The sequence below is a fragment of the Streptomyces sp. NPDC059695 genome, assembly GCF_042733785.1.
Taxonomy (GTDB): domain Bacteria; phylum Actinomycetota; class Actinomycetes; order Streptomycetales; family Streptomycetaceae; genus Streptomyces.
Genome location: NZ_JBHWFF010000003.1, coordinates 65,501 through 88,855 on the forward strand (window position 1 = coordinate 65,501; position 23,355 = coordinate 88,855).

The following is a 23,355-nucleotide window of genomic DNA, read 5'->3' on the forward strand; positions in this document are numbered from 1 at the left end:
GTTCACAGGAGCGTGAACCGGTCAGGATGTGCCGCGTTCCAGTCGCCTGCCCACGCGGCCGGCATCGATGCGGCGGAGAGGAGCTGCCCCGGTTCGAGGGGTGCGTACAGCTCGGCATGGGACCGGACGGCGTTCGGCCCCACCCGGTGCAGGAGCATGCCGGGCCCGAGTCCGCTCGGATCGTCGACGCCCATGGCCGCCATGATCTGCAGGGCGCTCTTGACCGTCGCCTCCTGGAAGCGCTGGACGCGCAGTGCCTTGTCCTCGACGTCGAGGGCCCGGGCGCGCCTGCGGTCCTGGGTGGCGACCCCGACGGGACAGGTGTTGGTGTGGCAGCGCTGTGCCTGGATGCACCCGAGCGCGAACATCATGGCCCGGGCCGAGTTCGTGTAATCGGCGCCCTGGATCAGCCGCTTGACGATGTCGCTGCCGGTGGCGACCTTGCCGGAGGCGCCGATCCGTATCCGGTCGCGCAGGCCCGCGCCGACGAGCGCGCGGTGGACGGTCGTCAGGCCTTCCGTGAGGGGAAGGCCGACGGTGTCCGCGAACTCCAGCGGCGCGGCCCCGGTGCCGCCCTCCGCCCCGTCGACGACGATGAAGTCGGGCGTGATGTCCTCCTCCAGCATCGCCTTGCAGACGGCGAGGAATTCGCGGCGCGATCCCACGCACAGCTTGAAGCCCACGGGTTTGCCCCCGGAGAGCTCCCGCATGTGGTCGAGGAACCGCACCAGCTCCCGGGGAGTCCGGTAGACGCGGTGGTACGGCGGGGAGATCACGGTGCGGCCCTGGGGGACGCCCCGGACGGCGGCGATCTCGCGGTCGACCTTGGAGCCGGGCAGTACGCCTCCGATGCCGGGCTTGGCGCCCTGGCTGATCTTCAGCAGGACGCAGGCGACCTGGTCGAGTGCGGCCTTCTCCGCGAACTGGCGCGGGTCGAAGCCGCCGTCCTCGCCGCGGCAGCCGAAGTATCCGGTGCCGATCTCCCAGACGAGGTCCCCGCCGGGGGCGAGGTGGTGCTCGGACATCCCGCCCTCGCCGGTGTCGTGCGCGAAGCCGCCGCGCCGGGCCCCCTCGTTCAGGGCGCGTATCGCCCGGTGGGACAGGGCGCCGAAGCTCATCGCCGACACGTTGAGCAGGGCCATGTCGTAGGGCCGGGCGCAGCCGGGGCCGCCGATCCGGACCTTGGGCGGCGCGGTCGGCACCGGGCGCGGGGCCATGGACGGGACGAGGTACTCGGTGCCGGGACGCTCCAGCTCCAGCTCCGTACCGAAGGGGTCCTCGCCGTCCGTCCCCTTGGAGCGCTCGTACACGATGGAGCGGGTGTCGCGGTCGAAGGGCACGCCGTCGACGTTCCGTTCGACGAAGTACTGCTGCACCTCGGGCCGGATCGCCTCCATCGCGAACCGCAGGTGTCCCAGGACCGGGTAGTTGCGCAGGATCGAGTGGCGCCGCTGCGCGAGGTCGTACGCGGCGACCGCCGCGAGCAGCAGGGCGGGCCCGGCCGCGCACCACCACCAGGGGGACACGGCGAAAGCCAGAAGGCCGGAGGCGAGCGCGGCGAGTGCCACGGGAAGAATCTTCACCATGGACGGCCGTCTGTCCCGGATGGGCGGAGCCAAGCATGGAGGGCTCCGGTCACGCTGATCGGCCGGAAATCCCACTCCCGCAGGCCACGCCGCGCCCTAGACTGCGACCGCTCCAAGACCTGGAGATCATCGGGAGGGCGTGCAAGATGAGACGAGCACTGATCAGTGCATTCGCGGCCGCGACGCTAGTGGTGACCGGCGGGAGTGTCGCCACCGCTTCCGACAGCGCTCCGCCGCGCACCACGCACGGTCCTTGCCAGTACAGCCAGACCCCGGACGAGCCTCCGGCGCGCCGTGTTCCGCTGCCGCCCGACCCACGGCACACCCCTGCTCGTGGCACGGTCGACTTGGCTGTTCCGACGAGTCAGGGCCCGCTTCCGCTGCGCCTGGACCGGGCCAAGGCGCCGTGCACGGTCCAGAGTTTCCTGCACCTGACACGGCACGGTTTCTACGACCGTACGGTGTGTCACCGCCTGACGGCGTACCCGACGCTGAAGGTCCTGCAGTGCGGCGACCCGACCGGCACCGGTGAGGGCGGGCCCGGGTACAAGTACAAGGACGAACTGCCGGTGGACCTGCCGCCCGCGGCCACCGATCCCACGGGCGCGCGCCGGCTCTACGGACGCGGCCTGCTGGCGATGGCCAACGCCGGCCCGAACACGAACGGCTCACAGTTCTTCGTCGTCTACGGGGACTCCGCGCTGCGACCGAACTACACGGTGTTCGGCACGGTCGGCCCCGCCGGTCTGGCGACGCTCGACAAGGTCGCCGCCGGAGGCATCGAGCCGACCGCGGAGAACCCGGCACCTGTCGACGGCACCCCCGCACTGCGGACCGAGCTGCTTCACGTCCGGCTGTCCTGCCGGCACTGACGCACCGCGTTGTCGCCGCGTCCACGACGAACATGCCTGGCGGCGTGCGGGGTCGGCTCGCGGCGACACTCGAAGGCTCAGCGGCTCAGGGGATCACGGATCGAGGAGCCCGCCGGGTGGGGCAGCCCGGCTCTCGACGGCGCCGGGCGGACCCGGTGAGGGCTCGCCCGCCGCGAGGTGCTCCAGGACCTCCGCCAGTTCCTGGCAGGCGCGGCGCACCGACCGGCGGGTCGCACGCTGCTCGGTGATGACGGAGGCGAGAAGCAGGGCGGTCAGGGCGGCGGAACCGTTGAACGCCTGGAGCTTGGCCATGATCTCGACGTCCGTCAGATGGAGGAACGCGCCCCGTCCGGAGGTCGCCTCGAAGGTGGCGAGCACGGAGGCGAAGAGCGCGCACAGCATGCTTCCGGCGAGCTGGAAGCGGAGCGCCGCCCAGATCAGCAGGGGGAAGACGAGGAACAGCATGCTCGTCGAGCTGAACACGGCCAAGGGCATGAGGACCAGGGCCGTCAGCCCCAGAAAGGCCGCCTCCTTCCAGCGCCGCACCCGGAACCGTCCGGCCGGCCCCGCGAGGACGAGCAGGAGCGGGGCGACGAGCAGCACCCCCATCGTGTCGCCCACCCACCAGGCCAGCCAGACGGGCCAGAACTCGCTCGTGTCCAGGGAGCTCTTCGCCACCTGCAGTCCGACCCCCGCGGTCGCGCTGATCAGCATGGCGCCGAACCCGCCGAGGAAGACCAGGGAGAGTCCGTCCCGCAACCGCGCCATGTCGAGCCGGAAGCCGACCCGTCGCAGCAGCAGGTAGGCGCAGAGCGGCGCGACGGTGTTGCTGACCACGGTGACCACTGTGGTGGGCCCCGGAGTGGTGAGGGAGGCGATGACGAGGAAGGAGCCGAGGGCGATCCCAGGCCAGACCCGCGCGCCGAGCAGCAGCAGGGCGGCGACGGCGACGCCGGTGGGCGGCCAGATGGGGGTGACCACCACGCCTTCGACGACGAAGCGGCCCAGTAGGCCGAGTCGTCCGGCCGCGTAGTAGCAAACCGCCACGGCCAGCGACATCAGAGCCGTCTCCGTAGGGGACCGGAACTGCCGAATATCCAACACGTCAGCCATCAGACACCGGCCGGGCCGCCACGGCCGGGCAAGGCCCCTGCGTGTCGGGCGCCGCCGTCCGACACGGGTCCGACCCGACACGGGGCCGGACCCGGCCCGAGGCCTGACCCGGCCCGAGTCCCGACCCGGCCCGAGTCCCGACCCGGCCCGATTCCCGACCTGGCCCGAGGCGGCCCCCTCCCTCACTCCTTTGCCGGCCGGGCCGGGCCGCCGTCATGGCCGACGACCAGGACGGCCGCGTCGTCCTCGTGCCCCACCGTGGCCGCCAGCTTCATGACGGCGGTGGCGAGCGCGTCGACGTCCAGTCCGGCGACGGCGGTGATCCCGGCGAGCCGCGTCACCCGGTCCAGACCCTCGTCGACGTGGAGCGAGGGCCCCTCCACCACCCCGTCGGTCAGGAGGACGAAGACACCGTCGGCGGTGAGCCGGTGGCACGTGGCCGGGTAGTCGACGCCGCGCAGCACACCGAGCGGAGGCCCGCCCTCGCTGTCGTCGATGCCGGAGCGGCCGTCGGAGGTGGCCCAGATGTGGGGGATGTGACCGGCCCGGGCGCACTCCAGGGTGCCGGCAGCGGGGTCGAGCCGCAGGAAGGTGCAGGTGGCGAAGAGGTCGGCGCCCAGAGAGATGAGCAGGTCGTTGGTGCGACTGAGCAGCTCTCCCGGGTCCGCGGTGACGGAGGCCAGCGCGCGCAGTGCCACGCGGACCTGTCCCATGAAGGCGGCGGCCTCGATGTTGTGTCCCTGCACGTCACCGATGGACATGCCGATCTGCCCGCCGGGCAGGGAGAAGGCGTCGTACCAGTCACCGCCGACGTTGAGCCCGTGGTTGGCGGGCTCGTAGCGCACGGCCAGCCGGGCGCCCGGAAGACTGGGCAGGTCCGAAGGCAGCATCTCGCGCTGCAGGGCCACGGCGAGCTCGACACGGGAACGTTGCGTCTCGGCCAGTTCCCGCGCCCTGGCGGTCAGCGACCCGAGCCGGACCAGAAGGTCCTCGCTGCTGTCGGCCGGCCGTCTGCGGAACATCGATCACTCCGACGTCACGACAATCCTCACATCATTCCGTCCCGGTCTCCAGCACGCGGGACCGCACGGGACCACCTCGGTACGAACAGGTCCTTCCCACTCTGCCCGGAGGGGACAGCGTCCGCATCTCATGGCTACCGCGGACCCGGGCGCGCCCTGCTCCACGCCCCGGCACACCGTGGCCACGCCGGGTGGAACGACCTCGCCCGCCGAGTCGGTCCCGGAGGCGCAGGAACCGGGCGTCCGCGTCGATCCGGTAGCGGGTGTTGCCGAGCCTTCCGCTCCCCGCGGGGGCGCCGAGCGATCCAGGGCCGGCCGCGAGGATGGAGGGGATGCCGTCGATCCGGTAGGCGCGCAGTCGGCGTGCGTCACTGCGGGCCGGGGGCTGGGCCGGTCGGCGGAGCGTCCGACGCCTACGACCTTGCGGCGATCCTTGCCGCGCTGGACACGAAAGCAAGCGGAGGACCAGCACGAGGCAGCGGCCCAGCCGCACAAGACGAAGACTCGGTACGCCCAGACTGGGCCTTGTGGGGCGAGTCCCACGCTTGGCCGGCCGAGCGGACCGGCACGCTCGGGCAGCTCAGCGCCAACACGGTCGGCACGTCCCTCCCCGCTGCGCGGGGTCCCCTTCTCGTTCGTCCGCGTCGACCGGGCGGGCAACATGTCCAAGCGGCAGTCCGCCACCGGCTTCCACTTCTCCCGGGCCGGCGGCACCTGCCCGCTGTGGAACGTGTACGAGGCCTTCGCCGCACCCGGCCGCATCCACGTCCAGATCGCCGCCATGCCCGACGGGCAGCGCTACCTGTGGACCGCCCGTGCCCTCACCCGCCACCGGGGCGGCTGGGGCGAACCCGGCAAGACCTTCGCCATCGGCCTCGGCTGCGAGCTGCGCCACGCCCACCGGCTGGTGTACTCGGACGGCCTGGATCTGGACAACGCGGCGGCGGCGACCCCGATCGGCATGGGCTGCCGCGTCTGCGAGCGCCTCGACTGCCCCCCCCAGCGCGCGGCCCCGCCGCTCGGGCGTCCGCTCCGGATCGACCAGAACGCCAGCACGTTCGTCCCGTACCCGGTCGCCGACCCGTCGGCCTGAGCCGTGGATCAGGGCAGGAGGAAGGCCTCGGTCGTCGTCACGGGGTCTCCCGCCCGGACCCCGTGGAGGACGTGCGCCAGAACCTCCGCGCCGCGTACGACCCGGGGGCCCGGCCGGTTGAAGTAGGCGGGCCCGTCCAGCACCCATACCGCGCCGGACCGTACCGCGGGCAGATCGTCCCACCCGGGGAGGGAGGTCAGCAGGTCGCGCTCGCGCACGGTCCGTTCGGGCGGGAAGCCGCAGGGCAGGACCAGGAGGACGTCGGGTCGGGCGGCCCGGACGGCCTCCCAGGTCATCGGCTTCGTGTGCTCTCCGGGAGCGGCGAGAAGCGGTTCGCCGCCGGCGCAGGTGATCTGCTCGGGCACCCAGTGCCCCGCGGGCCACAGCGGATCGAGCCACTCGACGGCCACCACCCTGGGCCGGGCCCGACCCGCCGTGAGTCCGCGTACCGCGGCCAGCCGATCGCGCAGTTCCTCGCGCCGCCGCTCGGCCCGCTCCCGTACGCCCAGCAGGTCGCCGACCGTGACCAGGCAGTCCAGGACGTCGTCCAGGGTGCGGGGCTCCAGACTGAGGACGCGAGGACCGCCGTCGAGGACGCGCACCGCGCGTGAGACGGCCTCGTAGGACACCGCGCAGACGTCGCACAGGTCCTGGGTGAGCACGACATCGGGCGCGAGAGCGGAAAGCGCCTCGGCGTCCAGGGTGTAGAGCGAGGAGCCGCCGTGCGCGGCCCCGCCGACCGCGGCCGAGATCTCCCGGCTGCTCAGTGCGTCCGACGAGAACTCGGCGGACGTGACCACCGGGACGCCGGCCACATCCCGCGGCGGCCAGTCGCACTCGTGGGTCCGTCCCACCAGGTCCGCGGCCAGCCCGAGCTGGGCCACGATGTCGGTCGCCGCAGGCAGCAAGGAGACGATGCGCATGACCCGAGCCTAGGCGGTGCACCGGGCTCCGGCCGGCGCCTGTCCGGATGGCGTCGCCGCGCCGTGGGTGGGGGTGGACTTACTAGGACGTCCAACTATATGTTCGTGACGAGCCCGCGGTGCAGGGAAGCCGGTGTGATTCCGGCGCGGTCCCGCCACTGTGACCGGGGAGTGTGCTCTTCCAGCAGGTCAGGCCACTGACGGAAACCATCCGTCGGGAAGGCCGGAGAGCATGCGCTGATCCGGGAGTCAGGATACCGGCCGTGGGGTGTTCCGTGTTGTCCACGAGGATGGAGCAGACACGCATGGCACCGGTACGTGACCACGACCCTGGTGATCCGGCGGAGTACCCGAACCCCGAGGCCCTGTCCCCGCGTTCGTGACTCGACGAAGGCGTCCTCGCCTTCCCCTGTCCCGCGGCAGGACCCGCGTGCGCGCACCCCGATCGGTGCCGTCCTCGCGGTCCTCGCCGCGCCCTCCTCGGATCCGTACCTGACGAGAGCAGGCTTCGATGGTCCGCGAACTCACCCATTTCATCGGCGGCAAGCACACCGCCGGCACGTCCGGCTCCTTCGCCGACGTGTACGACCCCAACACCGGTGCCGTCCAGGCCAGGGTCCCCCTGGCCGGGCGCGCCGACACGGAGGCGGCGATCGCCGCCTCCGAGGAGGCCCAGCGGGAATGGGGCCGGTGGAACCCGCAGCGACGCGCACGCGTCCTGCTGCGCTTCCTCCAACTCGTCGAGGCGGAAAGGGACTCCCTGGCACGGCTGCTTTCCTCCGAGCACGGCAAGACCGTCGCCGACGCGCACGGGGACCTCCAACGCGGCCTGGAGGTCGTCGAGTTCGCCGCGGGCATCCCGCACCTCCTCAAGGGCGAGTTCACCGACAACGCCGGCACCGGCATCGACGTGCACTCGCTCCGCAGCCCGCTGGGTGTCGTCGCCGGGATCACCCCCTTCAACTTCCCCGCGATGATTCCGCTGTGGAAGGCCGCACCGGCCCTGGCCTGTGGAAACGCCTTCATCCTCAAGCCCTCCGAGCGCGACCCCTCCGTACCCCTGCGGCTCGCCGAGCTGTTCCTGGAGGCCGGACTGCCGCCCGGTGTGCTGAACGTGGTCAACGGAGGCAAAGAGGCCGTCGACACCCTCCTCGAAAACCCTCGCGTCCAGGCCCTCGGCTTCGTCGGCTCCACCCCGATCGCCGCGCACCTCTACGCCACCGCCGCCGCGCACGGAAAGCGCGCCCAGTGCTTCGGCGGGGCCAAGAACCACATGATCGTGATGCCGGACGCGGACCTCGACCAGGCTGCTGAAGCGCTGATCGGCGCCGGGTACGGCTCGGCCGGCGAGCGGTGCATGGCGATCTCCGTCGCCGTCCCTGTCGGCGAGGAGACCGCCGACGCGCTGGTGGCGAGGCTGAAGGAGCGCATCGTCTCCCTGCGCATCGGCACCTCCGACGACCCGGACGCCGACTTCGGGCCCCTCGTCAGCAAGGACGCCCTGGACCGGGTCGACCGGTACGTCGGCATCGGCGTCGACGAAGGTGCGGAACTCGTCGTCGACGGAAGGGGTTTCACCCTCCCCGGCCACGAGAACGGCTTCTTCGCGGGAGCCTCCCTCTTCGACCGCGTCACGCCGTCCATGCGGATCTACCAGGAGGAGATCTTCGGCCCGGTGCTGTGCGTGGCACGGGCCGCCGACTACGAGTCCGCGCTCCGGCTCCCGAGCGAGCACCCGTACGGCAACGGCGTGGCCATCTTCACCCGCGACGGCGACACCGCCCGCGACTTCACCCGGCGTGTCAACACCGGCATGGTCGGCGTGAACGTCCCCATCCCGGTCCCGGTGGCGTACCACACCTTCGGCGGCTGGAAGCGGTCCGGATTCGGCGACCTGAACCAGCACGGCCCCGACGCCATCCGCTTCTACACCCGCACCAAGACCGTGACCTCCCGCTGGCCCTCCGGGGTCAAGGAAGGCGCGAGCTTCACCATGCCGACGATGGGATGAGCGCCGTGACCACCCTCACCGAGGACCAACTGGCCCTCGCCGAAGTCACCCTCGACTTCGCCCAGGAACAGCTCGCCCCGTACGCGGTGACCTGGGACCAGGACAAGCAGTTCCCCGTCGACGTCATCCGCCGCGCCGCCGCGCTCGGGCTCGGCGGCGTGTACGTACGGGAGGAGTGCGGCGGCTCCGGCCTGAGCCGGGCCGACGGCGTCCTCGTCTTCGAGACCCTGGCGACCGGCTGCCCCTCGATCGCCGGCTATCTCTCCATCCACAACATGGTCGCCTGGATGATCGACCGGTACGGAGACCCCGCCCAGCGTGCCCGCTGGCTGCCCGGCCTCTGTGCCGCCGAGACCCTGGGCAGCTACTGCCTCACCGAACCCGGCGCGGGATCGGACGCCGCCGCCCTGCGCACCCGGGCCGAGCGGGACGGCGACCACTACGTCCTGAGCGGAGTGAAGCAGTTCATCTCCGGCGCCGGTGCCTCCGACCTGTACGTCGTCCTGGCCCGCACCGGAGGGGCCGGCCCCGGCGGGATCTCCGCCTTCGTCGTGGAGCGCGGCGACCCGGGCGTCTCGTTCGGCGCGAACGAGCGCAAGATGGGCTGGAACGCGCAGCCCACCCGGCAGGTCGTCCTCGACGCGGTGAGGATCCCCGCCGACCGGCGCCTCGGCACCGAGGGCGAAGGCTTCCGCATCGCCATGCACGGGCTCAACGGCGGCCGCCTCGGCATCGCCGCCTGCTCCCTCGGCGGCGCCCAGAGCGCACTCGACCGCAGCCTCACGCATCTCGCCGACCGCGAGGCCTTCGGCGCCCGGCTGCTCGACGCCCAGGCTCTGCAGTTCCGGCTCGCCGACATGGCCACCGAACTGACGGCCGCCCGCGCGCTGGTACGGCAGGCCGCCGAGGCCCTCGACCGCGGCGACCCCCAGGCGGTCCAACTCTGCGCCATGGCGAAGCGGTTCGCCACCGACACGGGCTTCTCGGTCGCCGACCGGGCGCTCCAGCTGCACGGCGGCTACGGCTACCTCAGCGAGTACGGCATCGAGAAGATCGTCCGCGACCTGCGGGTCCACCGGATCCTGGAAGGGACCAACGAGATCATGAACGTCATCGTCGCCCGCGGCCTCACGGAGAGCCTCCGATGACCGAGGACGTACTCGTCACCACAGAGGGCCGGACGGGCCGCCTGATCCTCAACCGCCCGCAGGCGTTGAACGCGCTCACCCATCCCATGGTGCGGCGCATCGAGGAGGCGCTCCTCGCCTGGCGGGACGATCCCGCCGTCCAAGCGGTGGTGATCTCCGGCGCGGGGGAGCGGGGACTGTGCGCGGGCGGCGACATCCGGGCCATCTACGCGGACGCGCGGGCGGGAGGCACGGCCTCGGCGGACTTCTGGCGGGACGAGTACCGGCTCAACGCCCTCATCGCCCGCTACCCCAAGCCGTACGTCGCCCTCATGGACGGCATCGTCATGGGCGGCGGCGTCGGCGTCTCCGCCCACGGCACCGTACGGATCGTCACCGAACGCTCCCGCATCGCCATGCCGGAGACCGGCATCGGCTTCGTACCCGACGTCGGCGGCACCTACCTCCTGGCCCTGGCGCCCGGCGAGCTGGGCACCCACCTCGCCCTGACCGGGGCCCTCGTCGGAGCCGCCGACGCCCTGCTGTGCGGGCTCGCCGACCACTTCGTACCGTCCGAACGACTCGACCGCCTGCTGGAGGACCTCCAGCGGACCTCCGTGCACGACGCCCTGGCCGGGCACGTCGGCCAGGCACCACCCGGTGAACTGGCGGGTCGCCGGGAGTGGATCGACCACTGCTACGCCGCCGACACGGTCGAGGAGATCGTCGACCGCCTCGCCGGAAGCGGTGTGCCGGCCGCCAAGGAGGCCGCCGCCACCCTGATCACCAGGTCGCCGACCGCCCTCAAGGTCACCCTGACCTCGTTGCGCCGCGCCCGGGAGCTCGGACCCCTGGAAAAGGTCCTCGAACAGGAGTACCGCGTCTCGTGCGCGGCGCTGACCTCGCACGACCTGGTCGAGGGGATCCGGGCCCAGGTCATCGACAAGGACCGCGACCCCCGCTGGTCCCCGGCCCGGCTGACGGGCGTCACCGACGAGGACGTGGCCCGCTACTTCACCCCGCTCGGAGTCGACCGCGAGCTGCGGCTCACAGCCCCCGACCCGCTTCAGGAGGTGCCCTGGTGACCACCGTCATCGCCTTCATCGGCCTCGGCCACATGGGCGGCCCCATGGCCGCCCACCTCGCCGCCGCCGGCCACCGCGTGCTCGGGTTCGACCTCGTCCCCGCGGCCCTGGCGACCGCTGCCGCGGCCGGAGTGGAGACCGCCGACTCCGCGGGGGCGGCGGCTGCGGGAGCGGACGTCGTGATCACGATGCTGCCGGCGGGCCGCCACGTCCTCTCCCTCTACCGGGACGAGGGCCTCCTCGCGGCCGCCCGACCTGGAACCCTGTTCATCGACTGCTCCACCATCGACGTCGCCGACGCGCGCGCCGCCCACGACGCGGCCGTGGCCGCCGGGCACCGAGCCCTGGACGCCCCCGTGTCGGGCGGTGTCGTCGGAGCTGAGGCCGCCACCCTCACCTTCATGGCGGGCGGAGGAGAGGCGGAGTTCACCGAGGCAGAACCGCTGCTCGCGACCATGGGGAAGCGGGCCGTGCACTGCGGCGGCGCGGGCGCCGGGCAGGCCGCCAAGATCTGCAACAACATGATCCTCGGCATCTCGATGATCGCCGTCAGCGAGGCCTTCGTCCTCGGCGAGAGCCTCGGCCTCTCCCACCAGGCGCTCTACGACGTCGCCTCCACCGCCTCCGGCCAGTGCTGGGCACTCACCACCAACTGCCCCGTCCCCGGTCCCGTACCGGCCAGCCCGGCCAACCGCGACTACCGGCCCGGTTTCGCGGCCCCGCTGATGGCCAAGGACCTGGGACTCGCCGCCAACGCCCTGCGCGCGGGTGGCATCGATGCGGGGCTCGGCCTGCGGGCCGCCGAGATGTACGCCGCGTTCGCCGAGGGGGCGGGAGCGGCACAGGACTTCTCCGGGATCGTCCACGCCCTGCGCGACACCGCCGCCGAAGCACCGAAAGGAACGACCACCGCATGACCGCGACCGACTACGAGACGATCACCGTGGAGCGTACGGGCGGCCGAACGGCCCTGCTCACCCTCAACAGGCCCAAGGCGCTCAACGCCCTGAACCTCCGGGTCATGGAAGAGGTCGTGGCCGCCACCGAGGCCCTCGACCGGGACCCGGACATCGGCTGCGTCGTCATCACCGGCTCCGAGAAGGCCTTCGCGGCCGGCGCGGACATCAAGGAGATGCAACCCCAGGGGTACACGGACATGTACATCACCGACTGGTTCACCGCCTGGGACCGGCTCGGCGACCTCCGCACTCCCACCGTCGCGGCGGTCTCCGGCTACGCCCTGGGCGGCGGCTGCGAACTCGCGATGCTCTGCGACATCCTGCTGGCCTCCGACACGGCGGTCTTCGGGCAGCCGGAGATCAAGCTGGGCGTGATCCCCGGCATCGGCGGCTCCCAGCGCCTCACCCGCGCCGTCGGCAAGGCCAAGGCGATGGAGCTGTGTCTCACGGGCCGGACGATGGACGCCGCCGAGGCCGAACGGGCGGGACTGGTCTCCCGTATCGTCCCGGCCGACGACCTCCTCCCCGAGGCCCTGGCCGTCGCCGAGACCGTGGCGGGGATGTCGAAGCCGGTCGCGATGATGGCCAAGGAGGCCGTGAACCGCGCCTTCGAGACCACCCTCGCGGAAGGAGTCCGCTTCGAACGACGCCTGTTCCACGCGGTGTTCGCCACGGCGGACCAGAAGGAAGGCATGTCGGCCTTCGTGGAGAAGCGGGCCCCGGCCTTCACCCACCGCTGACCGAGATCCGCCTCTCGGCCGTCCCTCGGCCCACGGCAGAGGGACGGCCTCCTCCCGTCACCGACCGCGGGGCACGGGACGGAGATCCACGGCCGTGGCTTCGGCAAGTCAGGAGGCGGACGCGAGTACGGCTCCAGCCGCCGCCGTCAGAGAAGGAGCCGGGGGGCACGTTCACCACACCCATGACGGCGCACCGATCCCTGCGAGGCAATCCGGCGACGATACCCATGCCCTCGCCGTTAGGCCGTCGTACGCCCGACTGGGCCCGGAGCGGATTCACGCCGAGCCCTCCGTAAGAGAGCGTGCCGTGGCGAGCCGCGCCCGGGGCGCCGGGACCAATGCCCAGCTGCTGGACGCGGTCACCGCCGGCCCGGACCGTCTCTGCCACGTCTCGGACGGCGTGGCAGACTGGCGGCTCACGCAGCAGCGGTGAGCGGGGGGATCCGGTTGGGGCTGGAGATCGAGAGTCGCCCTTCGGAGCTGCCGTACATCGAGCGGGTCTGGCGCAGCCGAAGCGACGACGTGGGGCGGATGACGTCGATCGCGAACGCGCACTGGGAGCTCGTCTTCTGGGAGCACGACGGCCGGGCGCAAGCTGCGGTACTAGGCCCGGAGCCCGAGGCCGGCCCGGCACTCGTCCCGAAGGATGCCACGTTCTTCGGGATCAGCTTCGCCGTCGGTACCTCGATGCCCCACGTACCGATCAGTCGGCTGGTCGGAAGCGGCGCGGAGATTCCCGACGTGACGCGGCGGTCCGTGTGGCTGAAGGGCTCGGCGTGGCACGTGCCCGATTACGACAATGCGGAGGCGTTCGTACGGCGCCTGGTGCGCGAGGGCATCGTGGACCGCGACCCGATCGTGCCCGCGGTCCTCGACGGGGCGGTTCCCGACGTCTCCGCACGCACCCTCCAGCGGCGTTTCGCCGCCGCGACGGGCCTCACCCAGGGCGCCGTACGGCAGATCCACCGTGCCCGCCAGGCGGCGGTACTCATCCAGGAAGGCGTTCCGGCACAGGACGTCGTACACCGGCTGGGGTACTTCGACCAGCCGCACCTGGCACGGTCCCTCACCCGGTACATCGGCCGCACCGCCACACGGCTGAGCGCCCCGGACACGTCCGAGCCGCTGTCGCTTCTGTACAAGCCCTAGCCCTCGGCGCCCGCATAGCCTTCCTGACGCAGCGACAAACCCGTACGCATCATGGAGGAATCATGCGCAAGGTCGTTTCCGGTCTGTTCGTCTCGCTCGACGGTGTCGCCCAGTCGCCGAACGAGTGGCAGTTCGCCTTCGACGAGGAGATGGGCGCCGCGCTGGCCGAGACGCTGGAGACGGCCGACGCGATCCTGCTGGGCCGTGTGACGTTCACCGAGTGGGCCGGGTACTGGCCGACGGTGACCAGCGGGGAGGACGCTGCCTTCGCCAAGTGGATCAACGACTCGCCCAAGTACGTGGTCTCCTCCACGCTGGACAGCGTCGACGACTGGGCGAACAGCACACTCGTCCGTGGCGAGCTGGCGACCGCGATCGAGGAGCTCAAGGCGGGCGAGGGGAAGAACATCACCGTCGCGGGAAGCCCGACGCTGGTGCGCTCGCTGCTGGAGCTGGACCTCCTGGACGAACTCGTCCTGCTGATCCACCCGGTGGTGGCCGGAGAAGGGCGCAAGAAGCTGTTCGCCGACGATGGCGCCCTGAAGAAGCTGAAGCTGGTGAGTGCCCGGCCCACGAGCAGCGGAGTGATCATCGCGACCTACCGACCGGAGCGCTGAGAGGTCCTCCGCGGGGCCTTTGCGGTGTGCAGGCCGCTGGTCTTGAGTGCTTGGCCCGAGGCCATCGGACTGCTCCGTGCCACCGTGCCACCGTGCCGCGCGACGGCCGGCGACCGGCTGCGCGAGGCCCTCGACGCGGTGTTCGGGCCCGGGCGTCCGGAGGTCCCGGTCCGGGGCATCACGGTCCGGGGCGAGCAACCCCCACCGAACGGGTCGGACGGATTCGCGCGGGTCGAGCGGCATGTGCACCCTGGGGGAATCCGGGACTGCTCCGCAGCGGTGAGCGGGAACGACCGCCGTCATACGCGAGACGGCGCAGAGAACCGGTCCATCCTGCGCGACGGCCGGCTCCGCCACACCACGAGCGGGAGGCGCCTGCCCGGCCGGATCGGTGAGTGTGGCTCATTGAAGGAGGGTGGGCCGGTAGGGGTCCGCAGGAGCGGGGACCGGCTTCCGTCGCGTCAGGTGTGACGGGTGCGCAGGTGGCGCAGGTAGGCGTCGGCATCGCCGTGGGCGTGGTCCTGGGCTCCGTGGCGATGGAGACGCAGTTGTCCGTCGGACGTCATGCGGACTGTGGTGGTGGCCCGTCGTACCTGCGTGCTGGTCTGTGGGGCTGAGTGTTCGGCGTCCGTCAGGTGAAGGACGGGCACCGTGGGCGGGAACATGGCGAGCGCCGCGCCGGTGTCGGCGGCTGGTGGGTGGCCGGTGCGGTTCGCGCTGCTGACGTACAGCACCGGGTGGTCGTCCAGCAGGGGGCGCAGCGGTTGCCAGCGAGCGCCGAACAGCAGGATCCATCCGTCCTTCACGGCCGGCTCCAGCCAGGAGGGGAGCGGGACGTGGGGTAGCACCGGCAGGAGGACGGTGAGGTGGTCTTCTGCCAGCAGGCGCACCGCCGTCGTGCGGCGGTCCGGGGGCAGGTCCCACAGGCCGCTCAGGGTGCCGAGGGTGTCCTCGTGGTGGGCCCACAGGGCGACAGACTGGTCAGTGGGCCGGCCTTTGGCCTGGTTGACGGCGATCGCGGTCGTCGCGGTGACGACGTGGGTGAGGGGTGCGGGATTGGGGAGCACCACCGCACTGCCGTCGCGCAGGGCGCGCCGGGCTTGAGCCAGGGACGCCGGCGTGTGGGGAGCGGCTCCGTCGGCGGCTGTCATGCGGTGCTCCCGGTGAGGCCTTCGAGGTAGACGGCGAACGTGGCGTCGTCGGTGACCGCTTCGCCCGTGCGGTATGCGCGGGTCTTCGCCCAGTGCATGGCGGCGCGGGTCTGGTCCGCGTCGAGGCTGTGGCCGAGGCGGGCGGCGACGGCGGTGACGACGCGCGTGCTGGCGAGCTGGGTGAGGACCACGTGCGGTTCGATCCCCAGTACCTCGCGCGGGTCGTACGGCTGGAACAACTCCGGATGGACGAAGGGCGTGCCGGTGGAGATGGTGCCGACGCCCGTACCGACGATCGGAGTGGTGACGCCGAGGGGCACGCCTGTCTCCCGCGCCACCATGCGTGCGATGTGGGGGAGTCGGGCGAGGTCGGGGGCCGTCCACCATGGTTCCGAGTCCGCTCCGAGCCATTCCCCGCCGTGGCGGGCCAGGAGGAAGAGAAGCTGTTCGGTGGCGACCATGCCGGCCCGCTCCGCGATGCCGAGCCAGGATCCGGAGACCACTCGCACCCCTGCTGCCAGTGCTTGGAGGGTGTTGGCCAGGCCGAGCCCGAGGTCGTTGTGCAGATGGGAGGCGAGGACCACGTTTGGGCCGCATCCCGCCCGGACGTGGGTGAACATGTCTCGGCAGTTGTCCGGCAGTTGGGCGCCCACGGTGTCGGCCAGGACGACCAGCCCGGCACCGGCGTCGGTGACGGCCTGGGCGTGGTGGGCCATCAGCGAGGTGTCGGCGCGGGAGGCGTCCGCCAGGCAGATGTCCACCGCGACAGAATCGTCCTGGTCCCGGGCCCGTTTGACCAGGTCGGTAGCGGCTTGGAGGGCCTGGGCAGCGGGTTGGTGGACCATCACCCGCGCCATGGCGTCCGACGCCGGCACCACGACCATCACCCGCGCGTGCCGACTGCCGCGCACCGAGGCGACGGCCTGCTCCACGTCGCGGTCCACGCCCCGGCACACCGCGGCCACGCTCACCGCGCCCTCGGCCTCCACCGCGACCTGGCGTACGGCTTCGAACTCCTCGGCGCACACCGCGGGGAAGCCCGCGGCGAACACGACGTGCCGTGGGCCGTCGGCTCCGAAGATCCGGCCCGTCGCGTGGGCCAGCCGCACTCGAAAATCGGCCCCCATGAGCGTCTTGGCCTGTGCGCCGTCCCGGGCGGACTCCTCCCAGAGCACGACCCGTCCGGCCTGGGCCGACTCCCGTACGACATCCACTCCGTACTCACACCCTCTCAGGACACCTCACCGTCCGACGGGGAAACGTTCTCCTGCCCTCGGGCCCGCGCCTGTCCCCCTCTGCCGGAATCACCCGATCGAGTGATGGTCCTGCCCGTTCACCGGTAGGGCCTGCCCTTTCGGCGCGTCACTCGCGGTCCACGGAGAGCGTCGGTTGTGCGAGCAGTTCCGGAAGGGCGGGAAGAGGTCTGGCGGGTGGGTCGGGCGGAGTTCGGCGGTGGCCCGCTCGACCTCGGCGCCGAGTCGTGCCTGGAAGCGCAGGAGCCGGCCGTCCGCGTCGATCGCCACTCTCTTCCGGTACGGGGGACGGGGCGGTGAGCCGGGGGTGAGGGGCGATCTCGGTGCGTCCGTGGATGGAGGATGTCTTGCCCGATGGTGTGGATCCGCATCCCGATGCGCCGGCCTTCCTCCACCCGCTCGAACTCCGCGAAGGAGGCATCCAGCTCGGCGAGCAGGTCGACCCCTGGAACGGAAGTCAGGTAGTTGCGGCGAAAGGAGCAGACCTGGCCCTCGGCCCCACCCTTCTCAGGGGCCCCGCGAAGTCCAGGCTCACAGTAGAAAGGGGTGAAGCCGCAAGGTCCCGGGCCCGGAGTGCGGTGCCTCTCTCGCAACTCCGGAGACACCCGCTGAGGAGTGTGAGCCGCTCAGAGGACCACCCTGAGAAGACGAGGCCCTGGACGGCGCCACGGACTGGCGAGGGAAGCGGGCCTCGGGGAGGGCGGAGAGGGGTGAAAGGATGTGCCGATGGGGATGAGCGATCGCGGCGACGAGGCCGTCCAGTACGTGCGGTTTGAATCTCTGCACCGGAATGCCCGGGGTCACTTCACCGGTGTTTTCGGGCTCGTCAACAATCTGGCGAGGGAGGGAAGGCTCTCGGACGATCAGGAGTCGTTCCGCCGTCGCAACAACAGCTGGTACAACGGCGCCTACACCGATCCTTCGACGGTTGACCCCCATGTCTATGACGACGGGATCAACCCTGGTGCGGCGGCATGGTTCGAGTCCGCAACGCAGGGTGAGGTCACGGCCAGCAACGGCGTTACCGCCGAGGAGGCCGCGGTCCTGTGCGCTGGATCGCGCTGCATCGAGTTGGCTGGGCCTGGGCAGGCCGTTCCTGCGGTCTGCCCAGGCACCTGTGTGATGCAGGCCGGGCGCCTCCCGAGCGGGGCGCACGGGGGTGGCCAAGCCGTTCGAGGACGGATCAGAAAGCGGTAGCGTCTTCCAGCGCCCACCAGGATCCGTTGTCATGGTCGACCTTACGCAGACCGCCCGTGGCGAGTCCTTGGTACTGGTAGAGCGAGAAGCCGTCGGACGCTTCCAGGTCGGGCCGTCCGTCGCCGGAGGTGTCGCCGACGCCGAGGATGTAGTCCATGGCGTTCCAGCCGCCGGTGCCGATGAGCTTGCGGGCACCGAGGGTCCGGGTCGAGGTGCCGGGGTAGAGCCACAGCTTCCCTGTGGCCTTCTCCCGGGCCACCAGATCGGCCCGGCCGTCGCCGGTCAGGTCACCGGCGCCGACGAGGGCGTTCATGGTGTTCCAGCCGCCGCCGATGATCTTGCGCGCACCCAGGGCCCCGCCGCTGGTGCCGGGGTAGAGCCAGAGCTTGCCGGTGGACTTCTCCACGCCGAGGAGGTCGGAGCGGCCGTCGCCCGACAGGTCGCCGAACGCGGCGAGCAGCCCCATGGTGTTCCAGCCGCCGGAGCCGAAGAGCTTGCGCGCGCCGACACCCCCGTTGCCGGTGCCCGGGTAGAGCCAGAGCTTGCCGGTGGACTTCTCGCGGGCGATGACGTCCTCGCGGCCGTCGCGACTGAAGTCACCGTGCCGCACGAGGGCGTTCATGGCGTTCCAGCCGCCGGAACCGATGAGGCGACCAGTGCCGTTGCCGGGCATGAACCACAGACGCCCGGCCTCGTCACGGAGCAGTGCGTCCGCGCGCCGGTCGCCGTTCATGTCCCCGAACCCGGCGGCCTTCGGCGACGTCGCCGCCTCCCAGTAGGGATACGCCTTCGTCTCACACTCGCGCACCGTGGGGACGAGCTTGATCGAGCTGATGTCAGCGGGGCCGCCGGTGGTCGGATAGTCCTGGGCAGGGGTGTCCCACGAGTACCCGTTGACGTGTCCGTAGTTCGACTGGTCGTACATGCAGGCGTTCAAACCGGTGCGGTTGATGCGCATCCGGATCTTGTTGTCCCAGCTCCCCATCGTGGCGACGCTCGTCCTCGTCTTGAACATCGAGCCCGTGCCGCCGTCGTTCGCCCAGCCACAGAAGTAGCCGCGGGGACAGTCACTGATCGCCGCCTGCGCGGGCGCCGCTCCCGCCCCGAACAGTCCCAGCGATGTGAGCCCCAGCGTCGTGACCACCGCGGCCGCGCGCTGAAGCAGAGTGTTGCGCATAGATTCCCTCCCATACGCGGCACGGAGAAGAGTCTCGACGTGCCGCGCCAGGAAGATATCCCAGAGCATCAGGACGCGAGGCGGTAGGTCCTCACCGGCCACCCGACCGCGTGTCTGCCACCGTGCGCTGATCAGCGCCGGCCCGGGGTCCGGAGCGAGGCGGTTCCCCCGGTGGCCGAGGGAGGCGCTGGCTTCACGCGATGGCGGAGACCCGGAAGCGGGCGAAAGCGGGGGGCGTCGGCCTACGCGGCGGCCGTCGCGGCGCCATCGCGGAGTCCATGGGTTTGATGTGCTTCGATGTACAGCGGAACAGGCTCAGGCCGTGGGAAGGCCGGAGCAGCGGCGGTAGCCGACGGGGCCTTCTGGCTGACCAAGGGTTCCCTGCTGTCCGCCCAGTCGGGCTGGTCGGTCCCGTGCTGGCGAGGCCACCACAGCTTCCGCACCGCGAGCCGAACCCCGCTTCGCGCCCCTCGGTTCGTAGCGGGCAAGCGGCTGGCGCTTTGGGCGTGCCGCCGTCGTTGAACAGCGGCTGAGCCCGCTTCGCCCGCGGCACCGCGTCCAGGTGTTCACTCTGACCAGCGGCTCCTGCACTCCGAGGGTCCTGTCTGCCGGGGAAGTACTTGCCCTCGGGTTGGCTCCTGTCTGTCCGTGGCTGGCAAGTCAAGGACAAGCTGCACCCACTGAAGGTCCCTCCCCCTCACGACATGCCGCACAGCGGGCGTCGGACGGGCCTGGCCCTTTGAACCGGTCCTCCACGATTTGCCGCGCGGTCGGTTCCGGCAGACTGCCCCCATGAACGAACGCCGACAGACAACGGGGCTCGAAGCCCACGCGGCGGGCGGGACAGGCCGCATGACCCTGTGCGACCCGCGCGACATCGGTATGGGCCACGTCGTGAGGCGGTATGTGAAGGCGACGTACTGGGGCAGGCCGCGTTACCTGGAGATCGGCTCCGCCCTTTACGCACGGCCGGAAGGGCCGGGCCGGCGCCGCTTCGTCCGCCGGATCCTCCGGGACGCGCTGGCGATCAGCGACGCCGAGCTGGATGCGCTGCTCGGCTACGAATGGCGGTCACGGCTCACGGCGGCCTGGCTGATCGGAGTGGACCGCCGGGCCTCGTACCGCGAACGGATCGGCGCCCTGCTCCTGGACAGCGAGGTCTGCTTCGCAGGTACGGGGTACTGCTTCGCCCTTGCACGCTTCGGAAGCCACGCGGACGCCGAGATCCTCGTCGACTATCTGGACCGCTACCTGGCCCGGCTCGACCTCGACTACGACCAGGCGGCGGCCCTCGGGGCACTGCTCCGGCTGGACGCGGAACTCGGAACGGCGTACGCCGACCGGATCGTCGCCCCCGACGGCCCCTGGGACACCTGGGTGGGGGAGCGGCGCAGCTCCGACGCCTCCTCGTTCGCGCCGGAGCATCTGCGTGCGTGGACCGACCTCACATGCGACTTCGCGAACGGCTGGACCCGCAGCTGAGTCCGTACCGGCGCCTTTCCACGAGCTACGCGATGTGGATGCCACGCTGTTGCGCGGCTGTCGGGGCGTCCCACGGCTGCTCCCGGTGCGGGGATTGGCCGTGGACGGACAGGTCGTCCGTGGCATAGCTTCCCTCTGCACGCAGGTCCGCGGGCATATTCCCGTTCCTTGCCCGTAGGGGGTCACACCGCCATGTCTTCTTCTCCTCTGGGCGCTCTGCGCCCACGGCCGGCCTTGCCCGACCGGATGCCCGGCCCCGGGCGGGCGTTGCTTGTCGCGGTGTGTGTGCTGCTCGTGGGTGTTGCCGTATGTGATCTGTTCGCCGTGTACGCCGGGTTCCGGACGCACATCGCGGTACGGAAGGACGGTGGCTTTCTGTTCGCACGACAAGATGGGCTGGAAGCGGCGGACGCCTTGTTCAGGAAGGTGGACCGGTTCTACCTTCTGGCGTTGATGGCCTGCGCCGCCGTGTTCGTCACCTGGTTCCATCGAGTGCGGCGCGCCACCGGAGCTCTGGCGCCGGATGGCTTCAGGTGGGGGAGTGGCTGGGCGATCGGAGCCTGGTTCGTGCCCGTGGCATTCCTGTGGATGCCGTACCGCATCGCCGTCGAGATGTGGGCCGCCTGCCTGCGGGGGCCCGGCCGTGGTGCGGGATCCGGTCCCTCCTTCTGGCCCGTGAACCTTTGGTGGGGGACCTTCGCCGGTTCGCTCTTGCTCCGCTGGTATGCGGGGCTGAGCCATCAGCGGGCCGACGGTCTTGCCGCGGTGCTGGACGCCGTGACTCTGGGAATGGTGGGGGACGCGCTGAACGTCGTCGCGGCTGGCGCGGCAGGGTACTTCGTCGTCCGGCTGACGCGCATGCAGGTCGCAGCCGGCCGTTGACGAAGCGGCCCTCGTCCCAGCGCAGGCTGCCCGACCTGAACTGCACGGTCGGCTGCGGGAGGCCGAGACCCACCTCGAACACCTCGCGATCACCCGGAAGACCGTCACCGCCCGCGCCGACCGGATACCTTCCCAGTCCGCCTCACCCGACCTGCCCGAGCACCCGGACCACCCCCGTATCCTTGCCCCACGCTCAGCTGTGCCGAGGCTCATGAGTTGTCACCGTCGGCACCAGATAGCCTGCGAAACGACATCCAGGAAGCCTTCCTGAAGCTGGCCTGCTGTGTCATCACCTATCGGCGCGCGCTGAATGTCGAGCGCGTCGGCCCTCTACCTTGATCATCGGCCGGAACCTCACCCGATCAGGGGGTCGGTGTCGCCGCCCACTTCTCTCGGCTCGCCGTTGTCATTCCAGAGAGCGTCGAGCCCAGAACAGGACGTGGCCTTTGTCGCCTTCGGGCACGAACTCCTCGTGGACCACTTCAAAACCGGCCTGCACGAGCCATGCTCGGTTCGTTTCGGCGTCGGCGTGACTCCACCACATCGCGGCCCCACCGCCTAAGGCTTGTCCCGTAAATGATCTTCGAGTCGGTGCGGATGTGGCCGGCCGCTGTTCGGACTGCTCGGTCAACCAGCGAGGGCGAGGTTGTGCAGCCGGGCAATGCCGCTCATGGCGTGGTGTACGCCGTCGCCCTTGAGGCGGCAGTCGCGGAGGATCTTCCAGGTCTTCATGCGGGCGAAGGCGTGCTCGACGCGGGCACGGACCTTGCGGTGCGAGGTGTTGTGTTCTTCTTTCCAAGCGGGCAGTTCACTCTGCCCGGGGTCGCGGCGGTGCGGGATGATCAGTCCGGTGCCTCGGTAGCCGCCGTCAGCGATCACCGTTGTGTTCCCGACGGCATCCTTCGCGCCGGACAGCGCCCATGCCTTGCAGTCGTTGCGGTTGCCAGGCAAGGGCTGGCCGACCACGACGACGAGCCGGGTGTCGGCGTCGATGACGACCTGGTGGTTGGTGGAGTACCTGTAGTTCTTGGACTGCTCGGCCACCGTGTGGTCGCGGGTGGGGACCAGGGTTCCATCCACGATGAGCACGGTGCCCTTGCGGAAACGCTTGCGGGGCCGGTGTGCGAGCAGGGGGCCAAGGTGGTTGATGATGCGATCGGCCGCGGACTTGGATACGCCGAAAAGCGGGGCGAGCTGGCGCAGTGTCAAGTTGGTACGCCAGTACGCGGCGACCAGCAGCACCCGGTCCTCCAGTGGCAGGCTCCACGGCCGGCCCCTGCGGACCGTGTCCGCGCCTTCACGCCGCAGCATCGTCACCAACTTGCCGAAGCAGCGCGTGCTCAGCCCGGCGAAGGGGGCTATCCAGGACGGCTGCGACGCCGTGATCACACCAGTCACGGCGAGATCCTCACACGGCTCCCGCCGGTACTGGCGGGCTGATCACTTGCTGGACAGACGCAGATCCCCGGACCAGGTCTCGCACCGGACACGGCCGGAGTCGAAGGTGATCTCAAGCGCGAGCCGGCCGGTGTCCGGGGCCGTTTCTTCGCGTACCGCCCGGACCGTCTCGCCGAGATGGTCCACGAACGGGGTCTCGCCGTGAACCGGCGCCACCTCGACGCGGCCGGACTCCGCCATCTCGTATCCCTGAAAGGGGACCGATGTCTCCACGATCAGGCACCAGTCCGACCCGGTCGTCACGTGGGTGGCGGCCTCCTCGCTGTCGATCAGCCACACATCCAGCGGGCCGGACCGGGGCTCCGCACCGTACCGGTGCCACGATGCAAGCACTCGCTCAAGACGCCGCCCGACCAGGTAATCAGGACGCACACCGGCCCCGTGCAACGGGCACTCGTTCAACCGCTTCGACTCCACCCAGCGACCGTACCGTCAGGCAAAGCCCCAGCTCACGCGCT

At 71.0% G+C, this 23,355-nt stretch carries 21 protein-coding genes, 1 pseudogene and 1 riboswitch; of the genes and pseudogenes, 13 read left to right on the plus strand and 9 right to left on the minus strand.

Annotation, left to right across the window (positions count from 1 at the left end; all coding sequences use genetic code 11):
* Positions 1-2 precede the first annotated feature (2 nt).
* Positions 3-1,586, minus strand: a complete 1,584-nt coding sequence (locus ACFV2S_RS05515) for an FMN-binding glutamate synthase family protein (protein ID WP_385554487.1) — start codon at positions 1,584-1,586, stop codon at positions 3-5.
* A gap of 347 nt (positions 1,587-1,933) precedes the next feature.
* Here ACFV2S_RS05515 and ACFV2S_RS05520 point away from each other — a divergent pair, with 347 nt between their 5' ends.
* Complete coding sequence (locus ACFV2S_RS05520) at positions 1,934-2,458, plus strand: peptidylprolyl isomerase (RefSeq protein ID WP_385554489.1); 525 nt, start codon at positions 1,934-1,936, stop codon at positions 2,456-2,458.
* A gap of 93 nt (positions 2,459-2,551) precedes the next feature.
* On the opposite strand, the gene ACFV2S_RS05525 is transcribed toward ACFV2S_RS05520, so the two are convergent.
* A complete protein-coding gene (locus tag ACFV2S_RS05525; RefSeq protein WP_385554491.1) occupies positions 2,552-3,517 on the minus strand; it encodes an MASE1 domain-containing protein in 966 nt (321 codons plus the stop codon).
* A gap of 236 nt (positions 3,518-3,753) precedes the next feature.
* Entirely contained in the window at positions 3,754-4,593 is an 840-nt protein-coding gene (locus ACFV2S_RS05530) for a PP2C family protein-serine/threonine phosphatase (protein ID WP_385554493.1), read from the minus strand.
* A 613-nt stretch (positions 4,594-5,206) separates the two neighbouring features.
* On the opposite strand from ACFV2S_RS05530, the pseudogene ACFV2S_RS05535 reads away from it, so the two are divergent.
* Positions 5,207-5,686 (plus strand): annotated as a pseudogene (locus ACFV2S_RS05535) (short-chain fatty acyl-CoA regulator family protein); the annotation flags it as partial.
* 8 nt (positions 5,687-5,694) lie between these two features.
* On the opposite strand, the gene ACFV2S_RS05540 reads toward ACFV2S_RS05535, so the two are convergent.
* Positions 5,695-6,609: a cobalamin-binding protein gene (locus tag ACFV2S_RS05540; protein WP_385554495.1), complete on the minus strand. Its 915-nt coding sequence runs from the start codon at positions 6,607-6,609 to the stop codon at positions 5,695-5,697.
* Between the two features lie 100 nt (positions 6,610-6,709).
* Positions 6,710-6,890: riboswitch (cobalamin riboswitch) on the plus strand.
* Between the two features lie 230 nt (positions 6,891-7,120).
* On the opposite strand from ACFV2S_RS05540, the gene ACFV2S_RS05545 reads away from it, so the two are divergent.
* The 8 genes from ACFV2S_RS05545 (at position 7,121) to ACFV2S_RS05580 (ending at position 14,297) form a co-directional block, all read left to right on the plus strand.
* A complete protein-coding gene (locus ACFV2S_RS05545; protein WP_385554497.1) occupies positions 7,121-8,620 on the plus strand; it encodes a CoA-acylating methylmalonate-semialdehyde dehydrogenase in 1,500 nt (499 codons plus the stop codon).
* On the plus strand, positions 8,617-9,768 hold the full coding sequence (locus tag ACFV2S_RS05550; RefSeq protein WP_385554499.1) for an acyl-CoA dehydrogenase family protein: 1,152 nt from the start codon (positions 8,617-8,619) through the stop codon (positions 9,766-9,768). Before ACFV2S_RS05545 ends, ACFV2S_RS05550 begins: the two co-directional genes overlap by 4 nt.
* Complete coding sequence (locus ACFV2S_RS05555; RefSeq protein WP_385554501.1) at positions 9,765-10,832, plus strand: enoyl-CoA hydratase/isomerase family protein; 1,068 nt, start codon at positions 9,765-9,767, stop codon at positions 10,830-10,832. Before ACFV2S_RS05550 ends, ACFV2S_RS05555 begins: the two co-directional genes overlap by 4 nt.
* On the plus strand, positions 10,829-11,749 hold the full coding sequence (mmsB, locus tag ACFV2S_RS05560; RefSeq protein WP_385554503.1) for a 3-hydroxyisobutyrate dehydrogenase: 921 nt from the start codon (positions 10,829-10,831) through the stop codon (positions 11,747-11,749). The genes ACFV2S_RS05555 and mmsB overlap by 4 nt, the downstream gene beginning before the upstream one ends.
* Complete coding sequence (locus ACFV2S_RS05565; protein WP_385554504.1) at positions 11,746-12,531, plus strand: enoyl-CoA hydratase; 786 nt, start codon at positions 11,746-11,748, stop codon at positions 12,529-12,531. Before mmsB ends, ACFV2S_RS05565 begins: the two co-directional genes overlap by 4 nt.
* Positions 12,532-12,838: 307 nt before the next feature.
* Positions 12,839-12,964: a hypothetical protein gene (locus ACFV2S_RS05570; protein ID WP_385554506.1), complete on the plus strand. Its 126-nt coding sequence runs from the start codon at positions 12,839-12,841 to the stop codon at positions 12,962-12,964.
* A gap of 14 nt (positions 12,965-12,978) precedes the next feature.
* A complete protein-coding gene (locus ACFV2S_RS05575; protein WP_385554856.1) occupies positions 12,979-13,680 on the plus strand; it encodes a helix-turn-helix domain-containing protein in 702 nt (233 codons plus the stop codon).
* A gap of 62 nt (positions 13,681-13,742) precedes the next feature.
* Positions 13,743-14,297 carry a dihydrofolate reductase family protein gene (locus ACFV2S_RS05580; RefSeq protein WP_385554508.1) on the plus strand — a complete coding sequence of 185 codons (555 nt, stop codon included), beginning with the start codon at positions 13,743-13,745 and terminating at the stop codon, positions 14,295-14,297.
* 461 nt (positions 14,298-14,758) lie between these two features.
* Here the strand turns inward: ACFV2S_RS05580 and ACFV2S_RS05585 are convergent, their stop codons facing one another.
* Positions 14,759-15,448 (minus strand): hypothetical protein, encoded by a 690-nt coding sequence (locus ACFV2S_RS05585; RefSeq protein WP_385554510.1) that lies wholly within the window; start codon positions 15,446-15,448, stop codon positions 14,759-14,761.
* The gene (locus tag ACFV2S_RS05590) at positions 15,445-16,662 is read right to left on the minus strand and encodes a 2-isopropylmalate synthase (protein WP_385554512.1); all 1,218 of its coding nucleotides are present in this window, start codon (positions 16,660-16,662) and stop codon (positions 15,445-15,447) included. The genes ACFV2S_RS05585 and ACFV2S_RS05590 overlap by 4 nt, the downstream gene beginning before the upstream one ends.
* 765 nt (positions 16,663-17,427) lie before the next feature.
* Between ACFV2S_RS05590 and ACFV2S_RS05595 the strand changes: the two genes are divergently transcribed.
* On the plus strand, positions 17,428-17,898 hold the full coding sequence (locus ACFV2S_RS05595) for a hypothetical protein (protein WP_385554514.1): 471 nt from the start codon (positions 17,428-17,430) through the stop codon (positions 17,896-17,898).
* Here ACFV2S_RS05595 and ACFV2S_RS05600 read toward each other — a convergent pair.
* The gene (locus ACFV2S_RS05600) at positions 17,885-19,075 is read right to left on the minus strand and encodes an FG-GAP-like repeat-containing protein (RefSeq protein ID WP_385554516.1); all 1,191 of its coding nucleotides are present in this window, start codon (positions 19,073-19,075) and stop codon (positions 17,885-17,887) included. The genes ACFV2S_RS05595 and ACFV2S_RS05600 overlap by 14 nt on opposite strands.
* A gap of 792 nt (positions 19,076-19,867) precedes the next feature.
* Between ACFV2S_RS05600 and ACFV2S_RS05605 the strand changes: the two genes are divergently transcribed.
* Both ACFV2S_RS05605 and ACFV2S_RS05610 read left to right on the plus strand, forming a co-directional pair.
* Positions 19,868-20,557 carry a DUF6000 family protein gene (locus tag ACFV2S_RS05605; RefSeq protein ID WP_385554518.1) on the plus strand — a complete coding sequence of 230 codons (690 nt, stop codon included), beginning with the start codon at positions 19,868-19,870 and terminating at the stop codon, positions 20,555-20,557.
* Between the two features lie 192 nt (positions 20,558-20,749).
* Complete coding sequence (locus ACFV2S_RS05610; protein WP_385554520.1) at positions 20,750-21,439, plus strand: DUF4328 domain-containing protein; 690 nt, start codon at positions 20,750-20,752, stop codon at positions 21,437-21,439.
* A gap of 627 nt (positions 21,440-22,066) precedes the next feature.
* On the opposite strand, the gene ACFV2S_RS05615 is transcribed toward ACFV2S_RS05610, so the two are convergent.
* Together ACFV2S_RS05615 and ACFV2S_RS05620 are read right to left on the minus strand one after the other, a co-directional pair.
* A complete protein-coding gene (locus ACFV2S_RS05615) occupies positions 22,067-22,837 on the minus strand; it encodes a transposase (RefSeq protein WP_385554522.1) in 771 nt (256 codons plus the stop codon).
* 42 nt (positions 22,838-22,879) lie between these two features.
* Positions 22,880-23,314: a hypothetical protein gene (locus ACFV2S_RS05620; RefSeq protein ID WP_385554524.1), complete on the minus strand. Its 435-nt coding sequence runs from the start codon at positions 23,312-23,314 to the stop codon at positions 22,880-22,882.
* Between the last annotated feature and the right edge of the window lie 41 nt (positions 23,315-23,355).

What these genes read in the sequence shown, in the direction of transcription:
- ACFV2S_RS05515 (WP_385554487.1), bottom strand. Translation starts at nt 1,586, where the DNA reads ATGGTGAAGATTCTTCCCGTGGCACTCGCCGCGCTCGCCTCCGGCCTT.
- ACFV2S_RS05525 (WP_385554491.1), bottom strand. Translation starts at nt 3,517, where the DNA reads ATGTCGCTGGCCGTGGCGGTTTGCTACTACGCGGCCGGACGACTCGGC.
- ACFV2S_RS05530 (WP_385554493.1), bottom strand. Translation starts at nt 4,593, where the DNA reads ATGTTCCGCAGACGGCCGGCCGACAGCAGCGAGGACCTTCTGGTCCGG.
- ACFV2S_RS05540 (WP_385554495.1), bottom strand. Translation starts at nt 6,609, where the DNA reads ATGCGCATCGTCTCCTTGCTGCCTGCGGCGACCGACATCGTGGCCCAG.
- ACFV2S_RS05545 (WP_385554497.1), top strand. Translation starts at nt 7,121, where the DNA reads ATGGTCCGCGAACTCACCCATTTCATCGGCGGCAAGCACACCGCCGGC.
- ACFV2S_RS05550 (WP_385554499.1), top strand. Translation starts at nt 8,617, where the DNA reads ATGAGCGCCGTGACCACCCTCACCGAGGACCAACTGGCCCTCGCCGAA.
- ACFV2S_RS05555 (WP_385554501.1), top strand. Translation starts at nt 9,765, where the DNA reads ATGACCGAGGACGTACTCGTCACCACAGAGGGCCGGACGGGCCGCCTG.
- ACFV2S_RS05565 (WP_385554504.1), top strand. Translation starts at nt 11,746, where the DNA reads ATGACCGCGACCGACTACGAGACGATCACCGTGGAGCGTACGGGCGGC.
- ACFV2S_RS05580 (WP_385554508.1), top strand. Translation starts at nt 13,743, where the DNA reads ATGCGCAAGGTCGTTTCCGGTCTGTTCGTCTCGCTCGACGGTGTCGCC.
- ACFV2S_RS05585 (WP_385554510.1), bottom strand. Translation starts at nt 15,448, where the DNA reads ATGACAGCCGCCGACGGAGCCGCTCCCCACACGCCGGCGTCCCTGGCT.
- ACFV2S_RS05595 (WP_385554514.1), top strand. Translation starts at nt 17,428, where the DNA reads ATGGGGATGAGCGATCGCGGCGACGAGGCCGTCCAGTACGTGCGGTTT.
- ACFV2S_RS05600 (WP_385554516.1), bottom strand. Translation starts at nt 19,075, where the DNA reads ATGCGCAACACTCTGCTTCAGCGCGCGGCCGCGGTGGTCACGACGCTG.
- ACFV2S_RS05605 (WP_385554518.1), top strand. Translation starts at nt 19,868, where the DNA reads ATGAACGAACGCCGACAGACAACGGGGCTCGAAGCCCACGCGGCGGGC.
- ACFV2S_RS05610 (WP_385554520.1), top strand. Translation starts at nt 20,750, where the DNA reads ATGTCTTCTTCTCCTCTGGGCGCTCTGCGCCCACGGCCGGCCTTGCCC.